This window comes from Streptoalloteichus hindustanus (assembly GCF_900129375.1).
GTDB classification, from domain to species: Bacteria; Actinomycetota; Actinomycetes; order Mycobacteriales; family Pseudonocardiaceae; genus Streptoalloteichus; species Streptoalloteichus hindustanus.
Genome location: NZ_FQVN01000004.1, coordinates 344,379 through 359,429 on the forward strand (window position 1 = coordinate 344,379; position 15,051 = coordinate 359,429).

The 15,051-nt window shown below is 72.2% G+C and carries 15 protein-coding genes; 6 read left to right on the forward strand and 9 right to left on the reverse strand.

The genetic code is table 11. The features are described from left to right. The first annotated feature begins 35 nt into the window (after positions 1 to 35). The 4 genes from BUE43_RS14410 to BUE43_RS14425 are packed head-to-tail and all read left to right on the forward strand — an operon-like array spanning position 36 to position 4,377. Positions 36 to 1,871 (forward strand): asparagine synthase-related protein, encoded by a 1,836-nt coding sequence (locus BUE43_RS14410; RefSeq protein ID WP_073483262.1) that lies wholly within the window; start codon positions 36 to 38, stop codon positions 1,869 to 1,871. Continuing rightward, on the forward strand, positions 1,868 to 2,143 hold the full coding sequence (locus tag BUE43_RS14415; protein ID WP_073483264.1) for a lasso peptide biosynthesis PqqD family chaperone: 276 nt from the start codon (positions 1,868 to 1,870) through the stop codon (positions 2,141 to 2,143). The genes BUE43_RS14410 and BUE43_RS14415 overlap by 4 nt, the downstream gene beginning before the upstream one ends. After that, entirely contained in the window at positions 2,140 to 2,559 is a 420-nt protein-coding gene (locus BUE43_RS14420) for a lasso peptide biosynthesis B2 protein (protein ID WP_073483266.1), read from the forward strand. Before BUE43_RS14415 ends, BUE43_RS14420 begins: the two co-directional genes overlap by 4 nt. A 9-nt stretch (positions 2,560 to 2,568) precedes the next feature. Continuing rightward, positions 2,569 to 4,377: an ABC transporter ATP-binding protein gene (locus BUE43_RS14425; RefSeq protein WP_073483268.1), complete on the forward strand. Its 1,809-nt coding sequence runs from the start codon at positions 2,569 to 2,571 to the stop codon at positions 4,375 to 4,377. 168 nt (positions 4,378 to 4,545) lie between these two features. Here the strand turns inward: BUE43_RS14425 and BUE43_RS35765 are convergent, their stop codons facing one another. The 8 genes from BUE43_RS35765 to BUE43_RS14465 form a co-directional block, all read right to left on the reverse strand. Further along, positions 4,546 to 4,821 (reverse strand): hypothetical protein, encoded by a 276-nt coding sequence (locus BUE43_RS35765; RefSeq protein WP_200797510.1) that lies wholly within the window; start codon positions 4,819 to 4,821, stop codon positions 4,546 to 4,548. 491 nt (positions 4,822 to 5,312) lie between these two features. After that, positions 5,313 to 6,083, reverse strand: coding sequence for a glucose 1-dehydrogenase (locus BUE43_RS14435; protein WP_073483272.1), 771 nt, complete (start codon positions 6,081 to 6,083; stop codon positions 5,313 to 5,315). Positions 6,084 to 6,153: 70 nt separating this feature from the next. After that, complete coding sequence (locus BUE43_RS14440) at positions 6,154 to 7,008, reverse strand: helix-turn-helix transcriptional regulator (protein WP_073483274.1); 855 nt, start codon at positions 7,006 to 7,008, stop codon at positions 6,154 to 6,156. 103 nt (positions 7,009 to 7,111) lie between these two features. After that, positions 7,112 to 7,933 carry a hypothetical protein gene (locus BUE43_RS14445; RefSeq protein WP_143174165.1) on the reverse strand — a complete coding sequence of 274 codons (822 nt, stop codon included), beginning with the start codon at positions 7,931 to 7,933 and terminating at the stop codon, positions 7,112 to 7,114. Between the two features lie 175 nt (positions 7,934 to 8,108). Beyond that, positions 8,109 to 8,501, reverse strand: a complete 393-nt coding sequence (locus tag BUE43_RS14450; RefSeq protein WP_073483278.1) for an RNA polymerase sigma factor — start codon at positions 8,499 to 8,501, stop codon at positions 8,109 to 8,111. Positions 8,502 to 8,856: 355 nt separating this feature from the next. Continuing rightward, on the reverse strand, positions 8,857 to 9,501 hold the full coding sequence (locus tag BUE43_RS14455) for a TetR/AcrR family transcriptional regulator (RefSeq protein ID WP_073483279.1): 645 nt from the start codon (positions 9,499 to 9,501) through the stop codon (positions 8,857 to 8,859). A gap of 60 nt (positions 9,502 to 9,561) precedes the next feature. Then, positions 9,562 to 10,779: an FAD-dependent oxidoreductase gene (locus BUE43_RS14460; RefSeq protein WP_073483281.1), complete on the reverse strand. Its 1,218-nt coding sequence runs from the start codon at positions 10,777 to 10,779 to the stop codon at positions 9,562 to 9,564. A 461-nt stretch (positions 10,780 to 11,240) separates the two neighbouring features. After that, a complete protein-coding gene (locus BUE43_RS14465; RefSeq protein WP_143174166.1) occupies positions 11,241 to 11,546 on the reverse strand; it encodes a hypothetical protein in 306 nt (101 codons plus the stop codon). 342 nt (positions 11,547 to 11,888) lie between these two features. Between BUE43_RS14465 and rsgA the strand changes: the two genes are divergently transcribed. Further along, positions 11,889 to 12,986 carry a ribosome small subunit-dependent GTPase A gene (rsgA, locus tag BUE43_RS14470; RefSeq protein ID WP_073483285.1) on the forward strand — a complete coding sequence of 366 codons (1,098 nt, stop codon included), beginning with the start codon at positions 11,889 to 11,891 and terminating at the stop codon, positions 12,984 to 12,986. Next, positions 12,983 to 13,798, forward strand: coding sequence for a class I SAM-dependent methyltransferase (locus BUE43_RS14475; RefSeq protein ID WP_073483286.1), 816 nt, complete (start codon positions 12,983 to 12,985; stop codon positions 13,796 to 13,798). The genes rsgA and BUE43_RS14475 overlap by 4 nt, the downstream gene beginning before the upstream one ends. A 265-nt stretch (positions 13,799 to 14,063) precedes the next feature. Here the strand turns inward: BUE43_RS14475 and pip are convergent, their stop codons facing one another. Then, positions 14,064 to 15,035: a prolyl aminopeptidase gene (gene pip, locus BUE43_RS14480; protein WP_073483288.1), complete on the reverse strand. Its 972-nt coding sequence runs from the start codon at positions 15,033 to 15,035 to the stop codon at positions 14,064 to 14,066. Positions 15,036 to 15,051: the final 16 nt, after the last annotated feature.

Genomic DNA, 15,051 nt, shown 5'->3' on the forward strand with positions numbered 1-15,051 from the left:
GTCGCCTGCCGCGCCCGAAGGGGGCTTGCCTGACGATGAACCACACGAGCCATGCGGGCGAGTGGCTGGTCGCGCTGCCCGACACCCCGAACGCCGCCGCCGTCCTCGCCGCGCTCGGGCCGACGCCGCGGCGGGCCGACCACCCGTCGGGCCGGCCCTGGCTGGTCGGCCGGTGGGACCCGGTGGACCTGCGGGTCGGCTCCGCCGGCCCGACGTCGGTCGCGGCGCTCGGGATCTGCTCGGCCACCCCCGAGCGGCTGGCGGAGATCGCCGCCCGCACCAGGGACGTGGCCGCGCTGGACGACCTGGCGTTGCCGGGCAGCTTCCACCTCCTGGCCACTGTGGACGGAACCACCCGGGCCCAGGGGACGGTCTCCGGGCTGCGCCGGGTGTTCCACGGCGTCGTCGGCGGGGTGAGCGTCGCGGCGACCCGCGCCGACGTGCTCGCGGCGCTGACCGGCGCCAGGATCGACCGGGGGCGGGTGACCCTGCGGTTCCTGCTCTCCGAGATCCCCCTGCACGTCATGAACACGCCGCTGTGGGCGGGGATCGAGGCGGTGGAGGAGGACTCCTGCCTGGTGGTCTCCCCGGACGGGCGGGCCAGGACCCGGCGGCGCTGGGAGCCGCCGGTGGACGACCAGCCGCTGCCGGTGGCGGCCGCGGCCCTGCGCGAGGCGTTGTCCGATGCGGTGCGGGCCCGGCGGGACTCGGGTCTGACGCTGACCGCCGATCTGTCCGGCGGCCTGGACTCCACCACCCTGTGCTTCCTGGCCTCCCGGGACGGCCGACCGCTGACCACGATCACCCGCTCCGCCGGCGACGTCGGCGACGACGACGAGTGGTGGGCGGACCTGGCCGCCGAGCACCTGCCGAACCTGCGGCGCATCGTGGTGCCGCGCGCCGAGATCCCCTCGCACTACAGCGACGTCCTGGAGCCCTCGCCGCCCACCGAGGAGCCCTTCCCCGGGGTGGAGGACCGCCCCATGTACCGGGCGCTGGCCGCCCGGGTCGGCGCGGCGGGCTCCCAGGTCCACATGACCGGCGACGGCGGCGACGAGACCCTGACCGGGGGCGCGGCCGGCGTGTTCGAACTGCTGCGGTCCCGGCCCCTGACCGGGCTGCGGTACCTGCGGGCCTACCGGGCGTTCGAGCACTGGCGGTGGCGCGACGTCGTCAGCAACGCCCTGGAGCGGCGCGACCGCTACCCGGGGTGGCTGGCCCGGCGGGCGCGGAGCATCATCGCCTCCCCGCTGGAGGACGAGGGCGCCACCAACCTCGTGCAGATGCCGCCGTGGGCCACGCCCGAGGCGGTCGAGCTGGCCAGGGAGCTGTTGCTGGCGGAGGCGGAGAGGACCCGCCACCACGGGCACAACTGGACGGCCCACCACACGATCTGGGGCATCCGGATGGGCGCGAGCGTGGCGCGGGCGACCGTGCCGCTGTACGCGGCCGAGGGGATCCGGGTGACCACGCCGTACCTGGACGACGCGGTGGTGCGGGCGTGCATGTCCGCGCGGGCCCACGAACGCCGCACGCCGTGGACGTACAAACCCCTGCTGGCCGAGGCCATGCGCGGCATCGTGCCGGAGCGGTGCCTGGCGCGGGCGACCAAGGCCGAGGGCTCCAACGTCGAGTACGACGGACTGCGGTCCAATGTGGACAGACTGGTGGCGTTGTGCGAGGACTCGCGGCTCGGTCGGCTCGGGCTGGTCGACCCGGCCGTGCTGCGCGAGATCTGCACCAGCTTCCGCATCCGGCTGTTCACCCCCTACGCCATCTCCATGACGCTGAGCTGCGAGCGGTGGCTGCGCGATCTGGAGCACCCCGCGCCCGCCGAGTCGGGCTCGACCACGATGGAGGTCAGGTCGTGACGATCCGCCTGCGCGACGACGTGTCGCTGACCGAGACCGACGACGGCAGCGGTGTGCTGCTCGACGAGCGCTCCGGCGAGTACTGGCAGCTCAACGCCAGCGGCCTGACCACGCTGCGGATGAGCCTGGCCGGGGCCGCCGAGCAGGACATCGCCGGCGCCCTGGTGCCCGAGGACCCGGCGGGCGAGCGGGTCAGCCTCGGGCGGGCGGTGCTCGACGTCCGCGAGCTCGTGGAGCAGCTCGTCGCGTCGGGACTGGTGGTGCGGGGATGAGCACGCCGGAGACGTTGTTCGTCGCCGACCGGCCCCCGTGGTGGCTGCGGGCGGCGGCGCGGGTGGTGGTGGCGGTCGCGGTCGCGATGGCGCACCTGCCGCCCCGGCGCATCCGCCAGATCCTGTCCGTGGCCCGGATCGGCGCGGTCCCGGCCAGCTACGAGCAGGCGCGCGCGGCCCGCTCGGCCGCCATCGCGGTCAGCGTCACCTGTGCCGGCAAGGGATGTCTGCCGCGCTCGATCGCGACCGCGCTACTGTGCCGGCTGCGCGGCTGTTGGCCGACGTGGCGGGTGGGTGCGCGGACCTCGCCGTTCGGAGCGCACGCCTGGGTCGAGGCGGAGGGCCGCGCCGTGGACGAGGGCGAGAACGTGCTGGCCTTCCGTCCCGTCATGACGATCGAACCACGCCACCGCTAGGGAGCCCGTGTGTTGAACACTGTCAGCCCCGCCAGGGCCCGGGAGGACGTCGAGGACCCGCAGGAGTCGACCCCCGAGGACGAGCCGAAGCAGCGGGTGAACTGGCGTGACCTGGTGCGGGTCACCCGGGGCCACCGGGGCGCGATCAGCGCGGCGCTGGGACTGACGTTGGTGGGCGGCGCGATGGGCCTGGCGCAGCCGCTGCTGGCGACCAGAACCATCGACGAGTTCTCCCACAACCGGCCCTACCAGATGCTGGTGAGCCTGCTGGCCGCGGTGTTCGTGGCCGAGGCCCTCATCACCGCCGTCGGCCACTACCTGTTGGAGCGCACCGGCGAGGGGGTCGTGCTGGGCGTGCGGCTGCGCGTCGTGGACCGCCTGCTGCGCTGGCCGATGCGCCGCTACCAGCAGCACCGGCTCGGCGACCTGCTCACCCGCACCACCAGCGACACCACGCTGCTGCGCGACTCCCTGGCCTACGACCTGGTGGAGGCCAGCGTCGGCGTGTTCATCATCATCGGCGGCATCGCCACGATGATCTGGTTGGACGCCACGATGTTCCTCATCGTCGCCGCGATCGTCGGCACCATCGGCGGCCTGACCACGTTGCTGCTCAAGGGAATCCGCAGCTCCGTGGAGGACGCCCAGGACAGCCTCGGCGCCATGAGCGCCGAGCTGGAGCGCGCCCTGTCGGCCATCCGCACCGTGCGGGTCATGCGCGCCGAGGGCCGGGAGCGCGACCGCATCGGCCGCCTGGCCCGCGAGGCGTACGCGAACAGCCTCCAGGCGGCCAAGCGCAACGCCGTGATCAACCCGGCCATGACCCTGGCCACCCACGGCGCGATGATCACCGTGCTGGTGGTGGGCGGGATGCGCGTCGCCAGCGGGGGAACCTCGCTCGCCGAGCTGGTCGGGTTCCTGCTCTACGTCACCTACATCGCCACGCCCCTGTCGAACCTCTTCGACGTCTTCGCCACCCTCCAACGTGGACTGGCCGCGCTCCAGCGGGTGGAGGACGTCGCGCGGATCCCCGTGGAGGACGAGGAGATCACGCGGCCGGTGACGACCAGCCCCCGCGCGCCCGAGCGCCCCGTGACCGCCGACACCCCCGCCATCGAGTTCCGCGGCGTGGGGTTCGCCTACGAGCCCGAGCGCCCGGTGCTGCGGGACGTCTCGTTCAGCATCCCCCGCAACAGCCACGTCGCCCTGGTCGGCCCCTCCGGCGCGGGCAAGTCCACGATCTTCGCGTTGATCGCCCGCTTCTACGACCCGCGGACCGGCCACATCCTGCTCGACGGGCGCGACACCGCGCACGAGATGACCGTGGAGGAGTGCCGGGCCTCGATCAGCCTGGTGGAGCAGAGCGCCCCGGTGATGCACGGGACGTTGCGGGAGAACATCACCTACGCCAAGCCCGAGGCCACCGACGCCGAGATCGCCAGGGCGGTGGAGCTGGCCAGCCTGGAAGGCCTGGTCCAGCGGCTGCCCGAGGGCCTGGACACCCCGGTGGGGGAGCACGGCAGCGCGCTGTCCGGCGGTGAGCAGCAGCGGGTCGCCATCGCCCGCGCCCTGCTGCCGCGCCCGCGCCTGCTGTTGATGGACGAGCCGACCTCGCACCTGGACGCGGCCAACGAGGCGGTGCTGACCCGCACCATCGAGCACATCAGCGCCGAGTGCACCCTGCTGGTGATCGCGCACCGGCCCTCCACCATCCGCGCCGCCGACCGCATCGTCGTGCTGGACCACGGCCGCGTCGAGGCCGTCGGCAGCTACCCGGAGGTGGCGCACCTGCTCGGCGAGGGCCACGGCCTGACGTGACGAGCTGGTTGGGGCGGCTGGCCGCGCTGGGCGAGCCGCCCCGACCACGGCGCGACAACCGGCTCACCGCAACGACATCCGCGCACACCGACGGCGGCGACGCCGACCGTCCACAGAGGACACAGGAAAGCGGACATCGCCTCCGCCGGGCCCACGGCTACCGGGGGGCTACCGGGGGAGCGGGGAGGCGGTGTCCTGCCGGGTGCGTCGCGCCCAGCGGACGGCCGGCCCGGTCGCCAACGCCGCCACCAGGAACAGCCCGCCGAGCACGAGCCAACCCGGGGTGCCCCCGACGAGCAGCGGCGAGGTCAGCAGCACCGGCCCGGCCATTCTCGCGACCGAGACCCCGCTGCCGAAGAACCCCTGGTACTGCCCGTGACGGCCGTCCGGGGCGAGCCCGAAGCTGATCTCCCAGTACCGCGCCCACCGCACCGATGTCGCCACCGGTGCGCGTCGGTGCGCTCCACGATCCACAGTGGAAGCACCACGCTCAGCAACGGCATGTACAGCACCATCACCGCGTTCAACGCGGTGACCAACGCGTACGGTCGATCACGCAGTACCGCCAACGCGGGCTGGCCGTCGTCGGCCTCGCGGGTGGTCGGCGCGACGGCGGGAAGCCGCGCCAACAACACTGCGGCGGCCAGGAAACTCGCCACGTCCAGCGCGAACGCCCGCGCCCGGGTTCGGCCAGCGCTGTCCACCAACCCCACTAACAGGGCCTGCCGGGCGGCGACCAACCCGCACTGGCAGATCGTGTACGCGCACGCCGCCACCCTCCACAGTGGAAACACGCGATCGTACCGATCGCGCGACTTCCCGGCGGGAGGATTCGGAAGGGCGCGGGCGCCCCGCCGCCCTCCCGGCGTCCGACCGTCGAGGTCCGGGACGCCGGGAGGGCGGGGTGGGGGAGGGGCGGTGGCGGTGGGGCGGGATCAGCCGGAGTGGCCGGAGATGGTCGCCACCAGGCCGCCGTCGATCGCCAGGTCCTGCCCGTTGACGTAGGACGCCTCGTCGGAGCCGAGGAAGGCGACCACGTCGGCGACGTCCTCGGCGGTGCCGAGCCGTCCGATCACGACCTTGGCGGCGACGGCCGCGTGCTCGTGCGGCTGGAGCACCTCGTGGAACATCGGGGTCGTGATGTAGCCGGGGCTCACCGAGTTGACCCGGATCCCCCGGTGGCCCAGCTCGGCGGCGAAGGTGCGCGCCAGGTTGTGCACGGCCGCCTTGGTCGCCGCGTAGAGGGAGGCGCCGGGCATCCCGCGGTGCAGCGTCCACGAGGCGTTGATCACGACCGACGCGTGGTCGGCCAGCAGCGGCACGGTCTTCTGGACCGTGAAGAACAGCCCCTTGAAGTTGATGTCCACGACCCGGTCGAACTCGGCCTCGGTGACCTGCTCGACTGGGTGGAACGACGCGATGCCCGCGTTGGCGAAGACCAGGTCCAGCCGCCCGTGGCGCTCCCGGATCGCCTCGGTCAGCGCGTCGAGGTCGGCCAGGTTCCCCACGTCGCCGCGCACCGCGAGGACGCGGTCCCCGCCGGCCAGGTCGGCGACGGCGGCGTCCAGCCGGGCCTGGTCGCGCCCGGTGATGACCACCTGCGCGCCCTCGGCGAGCAGCCGCCGCGCGGTGGCCAGCCCCATGCCGCTGGTGCCGCCGGTGACCAGCGCGATCTTGCCGTCGAATCGAGAAAGGGTTCGTGTCACGGGTTCGAGCCTGCCCGCGGGTCGGCGACCCGACCAGGGCGAGCTGATCAGGGGTCTGGCACCACCAGGATCAGGCGGGGGCGGCGAGCCGCACGCGCGCCAGTCGGGCGAGCCGGTCCTCGGTTCCGGTGCCGGGGTGCGGCGCGTACAGCAGCAGGTGCCAGCCGGGGTGGTCGGCCACGGCCAGCGACGTCTTGTCGAAGACCAGGTCGCCGGCCTCGGGGTGGCGCACCGCCCGCACCGCCGAGAGGTGGACGCCGACGTCGTGGCGTTCCCACAGCGCGACGAACTCGGGGCTGAGGGCGCTCAGCTCGTCGACCACCCGGTCGAACTCCGGGTCGCCGGGGGAGCGTGCCGCGTCGGCGCGGAAGGCGGCGACCACGGTCGGCGCGACCAACTCCCAGTGGGCGTGCATGCGGCGGTTCCGGGCGCTGGTGAAGAACGCGATCAGGCAGTTGTGGTCGGCGTCGTCGTAGCCGAACACGGCCCGCGCGGCGTCGTTGACCGCGATCAGGTTCCAGTACCGGTCCTGCAGGACCGCGGGCCGGGGCGCCCACTCGTCGAGGAGGCGCCGCAGCTCCGGGGCGACCTCGACGTCCCGCGCCACGCCGCCGGGCGGCGGGTTGAGACCGGCCAGCACGTACAGGTGCGCGCGTTCGGACTCGGTCAGGCGCAGCGCCCCGCTGATCGCGTCGAGCACCTCGGCCGAGACGTTGATGTCGCGGCCCTGCTCCAGCCACGTGTACCAGGACACGCCGACCCCGGCCAGCGCGGCGACCTCCTCCCGCCGCAGCCCCGGCGTCCGACGCCGGCCGCCCGCCGCCATGCCGACCTCGCCGGGCGTGATCCGCGCCCTGCGGGTGCGCAGGAAGTCACGCAACTGCTCGCGGCGACGTCGTTTCGCAAGGGAGGATTCGCTGGTCACAGCCCATCGTAACCACCGCTGACGCCGTGATCGGACCCGTGGTGGCGGCGGGAACCGTTGCTGGACAGGGCGACGTGGCACGCGGCGTCGCCGACCGCGTGGGTCAGTCGACGAACGTTCCGTCGAGGAAGGTCTCGTAGGTGGTCACGGCCGGAACGCGGACGTTGAGGGCACCGGGCGTGGTGGTGAGCATGTGTTCGTAGCCGAGGAAGGCTCCGGTGTCGGCGTCGAGGAGGAAGCTGTAGCGGGCAGGCAGGCCCGCGTAGGCGGAGTCGACGGAGAACACCTCGCCCCACCGCCCGGCGCGGTCCTGGGCGCGGCCCTCGTGCCGCAGTTCCGGCCTCTCGGCCATCAACCGCAGGAACGCGGCGCGTTCGCCCGGCGGCAGCGCCCGCTCCCGCAGGACCTCCCGCATCGCCTGGAGCGTCTTGACCGACCCGTTGCTGTCCGGGGGATTGGGCCGCCACAGGTACTGGCGAAGTTGCTCCACAGTGGACGGTGGCCGGTGCTGGTTGAAGAACGACCGCCCACCGGCCGCCCAGGTTGTGGTGCGTTGGCCGCCGTGGTCGGAGGCCCACTCGCGGCGGTCGGCCTCGGACTGGAACTCGGGCGGCTCCTTGCTCCCGACGATCGTGCCGCTGCCGTCGGGGCGGCGAACCAGTTCGCGTCGCTCGGCTTGGAGCGCCGAGATCGTCGTGCCGCCGCTGACCTGGCCGTGCAGGTACCAGGCGCGGATGGTGACCTTCTCGGTGCGCCCCGCCGTGACCGGGGCCGGTAGCGCGGCGGCGCGGTCGGCGATCTCGGCGAGCACCAGGGGAGCGGGCCGCCCGGTGACCGGGGGCTGGATCGTCAGCAACGGCGGGGTGGCGGCGATCCCGGGCGGGGCCGTCCACCACTGGTATCCGGCGATCGAGGCCATCCCCACGGCAGCCACCATGGCGGCGGTCAGCGCCCGGCGACGGGACAACCCCGGCCGACGGGCGCCCGCGAGTGCTCGTCCACGCCCTCGGCGACCGGAACGCGGGTGAAGGGCGGAGGCTCACGGCGCGGGCGGTCCCGTTCGGGGTCGAACGGGGCCTGGGTTCGGCGGGCGGAACGCATCACAGCACCCCTTTCGGTTGACGGACAGTCCGTGGCGGGGTGGGCCGCAGCGCGGCGATCTGACCCACGCCCAGCCCGTCCCACGCGGACAGCAGCAGGAGCTCCTGGTCGTCGGCGGTGAGGTGGTCGAACGCGGCGGCGACGTCGAGCTGCTCGGGTTCGAGGCCGGTGGTGGGGTAGTCGCGGTGGGCGGCGAGCCGTTGGGCGAGCTGGGTGTAGCGGTCCTGGCGGCGACGCTCGTTCGCCGCGACCCGCCGCGCCACCTCGTACAACCACGGCAGCACCTCGCGGTCGTGGGGGAGGTGGTCGCGGCGACGCCAGGCGACGAGGTAGCGGGCTATGGGGTCGTAGTGCTGCTGGTGGAGCGCATCGAAACGGTCCTGTGGGGCCACAAAGTTTCTCCTCCCTGTCACCCCGCTCATGCGCCGCAGCCCCACCGGTGTCACAGGGCCGTTCGGAGCAACTCGGCGACTGGTTCCGCCGGGTCTCCCCTCTGGTCGCGCGACAACTGACCGAGTCGCGAAGCCTGTGATTTCAGTGCCGACCAAAATCAACCAAACTCAGCGGCCCGCTGGGATCAAACCCAAAAACGCATGCGCCTCACGGCGCATACAGCTACGAAAGAGACCCCTCGGGATACGTGCGAACGGGGCAGTGAGCGCCCGGACTCCCTGGTCACAGGGCGGGGCGTCCGCGCTCAGTAGAGCGGAGTGGGTGGTGGTGAGAGCCGTCCCGGCCCGGGGTGATCTACCGTCGAGTTCCCACGGAGCCGCGAACCCCCGCGAGGAACAGTGTCACGACGCGTTCTATGTAGTCAGAACGGTCGCCGAACGACGGTGGCTGTTCGATCCCCAGGAGCAGTCGTTCCCGTGGGTCGAACAGGACCATTCCGCTGAACACGCGCGCCGCCTCCAGCGGGTCCGGGCACCGCAGGAGCCCGCGCGCGGCGGCGTCACTGAGGATGGCGGCGACGGCGTTGTCGAAGGGTTTGATCCCCTCGTCGTAGACGAGCCGCCCCAGTTCGGGGAACCGGCCCGACTCGGCGAAGGTCAGGCGTTGCATCTTGAGGCCCTCGTCGCTGGTGAGAACGTCGAAGAGCAGTGTTCCGGCGCGCGTGAGCGCCTCTTTGAGCTCGCGGTCGGTGGAGGGTGCGGCGGCCACGTCGCGCAGGGGCTCGACGATGCGTTTCCGGAAGGAGTTGACCAGTTCGAGGAACAGGGCTTCCTTGTTCTCGAAGTGCCGGTACAGCGTTTCCAGGGAGCAGCCGGCGTGCTCGGCGATGGCTCGGATCGAGGTGCCCGCGTAGCCGCGGTCGAGGAGAACGGCCAAGGCCGCGGCCGCGATCTGCTCTCTGCGGACAGGGCCTCGACGGGGCCGTTCCCGGGGTGTCACCGCGTCAGCCTAGCGATCACGAGGTGGCGACGCGGACGTGCGCGGGGATCGAGTGGGGACCTAGGAGACGGCTGAGGCCGTGGCGGTGGTGAGGTGTTCGTCGAGCTCGTGGACACCGTTCAGTGAGGCCCGCACCGCCTGGAAACCGTCGCGTCGGAGCAGGTTCTCGTAGTCGCCGATCGCGTGTTCCCATGTCTGGGCGCCGGTGTGCGTGGACAGAATCGCGTCGGCGAGCCGGCGCGCGTCCTGGAGGGCGGAGTTGGCCCCTGAGGCCCGGGTGGGCAGCATCGCGTGGATGGCGTCTCCGAGCAGGGTGACGCGGCTTGGTGTCCAGGCGGGGATTTCGCGGGAGGTTCCCATGGCCAGGCCGTGGAACTGGTCGGGAAACGCCTGGTCGAGCAGGAGCCTGAACACCGGGTGGGCTGTCGCGGTGACGTTCCGCAGGTGGGCGGACAAGCTGGCGGGTGATCGGCGGGTGAAGTCGCGGCCGAGGTCCCCGAGCTGGCGTCGCCGCAACAGGAGTCCCCACATGACGTAGTCCTGTCGGTCGCCCGGGTCGAAACCGGGTACGAGCCGTTCTGCGGCGGTGGCGGGTTGTTCTCCGAAACGGACCGCGCCCATGATCACCTGCACGTCGCCGATCGCGGTCAGGGTGAAGCTTCCTCCGATCCGGTCGAGCACACCGGTGGCGACCAGCTCGGGCGTGATCGGCGTTTTCGCCTGCAGCAGTCGCAATCCGCTGTCGTTGACCGTGGCGTCGGGCAGTCGGAGCCGGCGCACGGCGGATCCGATGCCGTCCGCTCCGACGAGAAGGTCGGCTTCGTCCACGGTTCCGTCAGCGAATCGGACGGTGACTCCTGCCGTGTGTTCGGTGTAGTCGGTCAACGTCGAGCCGAATCGGATCGTGTCGCGCACGCCATGGGCGAGAAGCCGCCGCACGATGCGGCGGCTCGCCGACGCTCCGGGGCGTATCGCGTCGGGATGTCCCTCCCGGCCGGTGGACTTCCGGCGCTTCACGATCGCGAGGTCGGTTTGGTCGAGGACGGTGACGTGCTCGTCGGGCTGGCCCAGGGTGGCGTCGAGGAATTCGCTCTCGGACGCGGTGAGGCAGGCGTGTAACGCGCCGATTCCCCGCTCGTCGAGGTGGATTCGCGCGCCCTGCGGGCGTTGTTCGAGGGCCTCGTCGCGCTCGTGGACGGACACGTCGATATCCGCGCGGCGCAGAAATCGGGCGAGCGCGAGGCCGCCGAGCCCCGCGCCGATGATGATGACACGCATTCGGGTCCAATCCTGAGAATATCGATCACGGCGGCGTGGAGTGCGCGGAAAAGCGATCGGCGGCTCCGGTCGAGCGTGGTTCACGGCGAGGAGAGGAGGTCCTTCGTGCCGGTGCCTCTCCTGTTGAGGCGGTGTCGAGCCCGCGGTTGCCGAGCCGCGGATGTCCTGACCCCCTGGCGGAGCCGCCAACGGCAAGCTAACCAGAACGATCGATTTGGATCAAGCATGCGCGTGGGTCGGCGCCGCTGGCCTCCGCGCGATGGCACGGCAAAGCGGGAGGTCAGTCCTCAGTGGACAAACCTCACCGTCGACGTGCTGTGGGACATCGGCTGGTGACAGGGGAGCGCGCCGCACCCGTCAGGCGCGTGGATGTGAAAGCCGACGGCGGTTGCGGGAGCCGTGTGCCGGACCGTCCGAAGTGGACGGAGCCCGCGCGGTGTCGTCCCTGCGCTGGATGTGTCTCAGCGGGGGCCGAAGACGTAGAAGTACCAGCCGCGCGGCGAGCCGGAGCCGCCCCAGTAGAAGCACTCGTTCACCCGGTGGGTCTGCGCCCAGCGCCGGTTCTCCCCGTCGCACTGCTCGCGCGTGCCGAACGGCCCCTGGTATCCGCGTGCCAACTGGACATCCGCCTGCTCCGACGCGCTGGCCGTGGCCGGGTGGGGCGTGGGCGACGGGGAGGCCGACGCCGCCCCCGCTCCGGTCACCACGGTGCCCGCCCCCACGGCCAACGCCGTGGCGATCACGGCCATCACACGGCGAGAACGCATGTCCAGCCTCCCACGGGTCGACGTCGTCGAACGCCCAGAGGATCTCCTCCAGTCATCGTTGACCCGCCCCCCGCGCAAGGTCATCGGCCAACCGGCTGAAACCCCGAACTCCCGGCCCGGTAGCATCGGCGGGGCAGAGACGACCGGGTCGACTGCGGGACCAGAAGTGGGGGGTGAGTTGATGTCTGCCGCGAAGGCCGCTGCCGTGCGCAGCGCCCGCCGGACCATCCTCACGTCCCGGGCCCCGGTCTGACCTGACGTTCGCGCCCCTGGCAGAGCCCTGACGGCTCGCGGGTGGCAGTCTGGGTGCTCATCGGGGCCCCTGTTCAAAGGGTCTCTTCGTTGTCTCACTCTTCCTCTCGTCATGTTCCGTCGTACTCCCTGGCCGACTACGGCTGGGGCGAGGCGTGGGAGCACGCCTTCGCGCCTCATCGCGCCGCCGGGTTGGTCCCGGCGCGTGTCGTGCGAGCCGAACGCGGCTCGTGCGAGGTTGTCACCGATGCCGGGATCGTCCGTGCGGAGATCCCCGGCGTCGCCGATCACGCCGATCCGCTGTCCGCGCCGTGCACGGGTGACTGGGCGGCCCTGCGTCCCGCCACCGCCGGCCACGCGCCGGTGCTGCACGCGGTGCTGGAGCGGCGCACCGCCCTGGTGCGCTCCACCGCGTCGCGGACCTCGCACGGGCAGGTCCTGGCCGCCAACGTCGACACGGTCGTGGTCACGGTGTCGCTGGCCGCGCCGCTGAAGCACGGACGGACCGAACGCATGCTCGCCCTGGCCTGGGAGAGCGGCGCCCAGCCCGTCGTGGTCCTCACCAAGGCCGACGCGTGCGCCGACGTGTCCTCGGCCCACGCCCAGGTGTCCGAGGTGGCCCCCGGTGTGGACGTGCTGGTGACCAGCGCCGTGACCGGGCAGGGTCTGGACGTTCTGTCCGCTGTCCTGACCGGGACCGTCGTGTTGTTCGGCCCGTCCGGGGCGGGCAAGTCCACCCTGGGCAACCAGTTGCTGGGCGAGGACCGGCTGGCCACCGGTGCGGTGCGCGACACCGACGGCAAGGGCCGGCACACCACCGCGTGGCGGGAGCTGCTTCCGCTGCCCGGTGGCGGGGTTCTGCTCGACACCCCCGGTCTGCGTGCGGTCGGCCTGCACGACGCCCAGGACGGGCTGGAGCAGACCTTCGCCGAGATCGAGCACCTCGCGGGTGAGTGCCGGTTCGCGGACTGCGCGCACGGGAGCGAACCGGGCTGCGCGGTCCTGGCCGCCGTCGAGGCGGGGGAGATCTCCCAGCGCCGACTGGACAGCTACCACCGGCTGCTGAGGGAGAACGCCTATGCCGCCTCCCGCACCGACGCGCGGCTGCGGGCCGACCGTGAGGCCGTCAAGAAGGACATCGCGCGGAAACTGCGCGCCACCTACCAGTTCCGGGAGCGCCAGCGGTGAGCGACACCGACACCCCAGACCGCACTCCGGACGCCGACGCGGTGGTGGAGGCGTTCTTCGCCCTGCACCACGGCCTGCCCCGGCAGGGCCCCGGCTCGGACGCCACCACGCGTCGCATGCTGGAGATGGCCGGGCCGCTGCCCGAGCACCCGCGGGTGCTGGACGCGGGCTGCGGTCCCGGCCGCTCCGCCCTGCTGCTGGCCGAAGAGGCCGGCGCACAGGTGACCGCGGTCGATCTGCACCAGCCGTTTTTGGACGACCTCGCGGCCGCCGCGGCTCGTCGGGGGCTGGGCGAGCGGATCACGGTGCTGAACCGCTCGATGGACCGAGTTCCCTTTCCTGATCACAGTTTCGACGTGATCTGGGCGGAGAGTTCGGTCTACACCGTCGGCTTCGACGTCGCCCTGCGGGCCTGGCGTCGCCTGCTCGCCCCCGGCGGCGTCCTTGCCGTCACCGAGATCGAGTGGACCAGGCCGAGTCCCGCCGCGGCCGCCCGCGCCTACTGGGACGCGATCTACCCACTGCGCACCTGTGCCGAGAACGTCGATGCCGCGCGGGCGGCCGGCTACCGGCTGCTCGCGCACTGGCCGCTACCGGAAAGCGACTGGTGGGACGAGTACTACACCCCGCTGACACAGCGGCTCGCCCAATCCGACCCGCAGCGGCCCGGGATGCCGGAGGCGCTTGCCGCGCTACGGGCGGAGATCGCCATGCGGCGTGATCACGGCGGCGACTACAACTACGCCGCCTACCTCTTCCACCTCCACGACAGCCCACCGGAGAACGGGCCCAACGCCCCGTTCGGGGTCTGACACCTCCTGTGGTGCCCCGGGGTTTCGTCTTCCGGGGCACCACAGGACCGGGCGAGGGGACGAGCGAGGTCTGCGGCTTCGGCCAGTCGGGCCAGCCCGCAGGTGGCTCGGAGGATCACCGCTTCCGGGATCGTAGGCCCTATTATTTCAGTGCTAACTAAATTTAGTCACTTCCAACACACGAGGAGACTCAGTCCGCACAGGCATGCGCCTTCGGCGCATCCAGCCCAGAGGACAGCGACTCAGCCGAGTGCGGGGGCGGGGCTTAGCGGGATTGGCCGGTTCTGGCGAAGCGGGCGGTGGCCGCCAGGACGGCGTCGCGCATGGCGGGGCTTCCGGTGTGGCCGGAGTCGTCGATGATCTGCAGGTCGGCGTCCGGCCACGCCTTGGCCAGCTCCCACGCGGTGGCGAGGGGGCTGCCGAGGTCGAGTCGGCCGTGGATCAGCACGGCGGGGATTCCGGCCAGGCGGTGGGCCTCGCGGAGTAGCTGTCCGTCCTCCAGCCAGGCGTGGTGGGCGAAGTAGTGGGCGCAGATCCGGGTGAAGGCCATCAGGTCGTCGTCGGACTTGGCGCTGTACTGGCCGGGTTTGCCCAGGGTCTCGTGGGCGATGACGGCGTCCTCCCAGGCGCACCAGGCGCGGGCCGCGCGGGTGCGCACGGCGGCGTCGGGGCTGTTGAGGAGCCGGTGGTAGGCGGCGACGAGGTCGCCGTCGCGGTCGGTTTCGGGCAGGGCGTCGCGGAAGGTCTCCCAGGGGCCGGGCAGGAGGCGGCCGACGCCGCGGTAGAGCCAGTCGATCTCGTCGGGGCTGGTCGTGGTGACGCCGACGAGGATGATCTCGGAGACCCGTTCGGGGTGGCGTTGGGCGTAGGCGAGGATGAGGGTGGAGCCCCAGGAGCCGCCGAAGAGCAGCCAGCGTCGCACGCCGAGGTGTTCGCGGAGGCGTTCCATGTCGGCGATCAGGTGCTCGGTGGTGTTGTGGTCGAGGCTGACGGCCGGGTCCGAGGCGTGGGGGCGGCTCTGGCCGCAGCCGCGCTGGTCGAACAGGATGATCCGGTAGGCGTCGGGGTCGAAAGCCTTGCGGCTGCCGCGTTTTCCGCCGCTGCCGGGTCCACCGTGGACGCACAGGACGGGTTTTCCGTCGGGGTTGCCGCTGGTCTCCCAGTAGATGTGGTTGCCGTCGCCGACGTCGAGGAGGCCGTGGGCGTGGGGTTCGATGTCGGGGAAGGCCTCGGCCACGGTGGTTTCTCCTTGT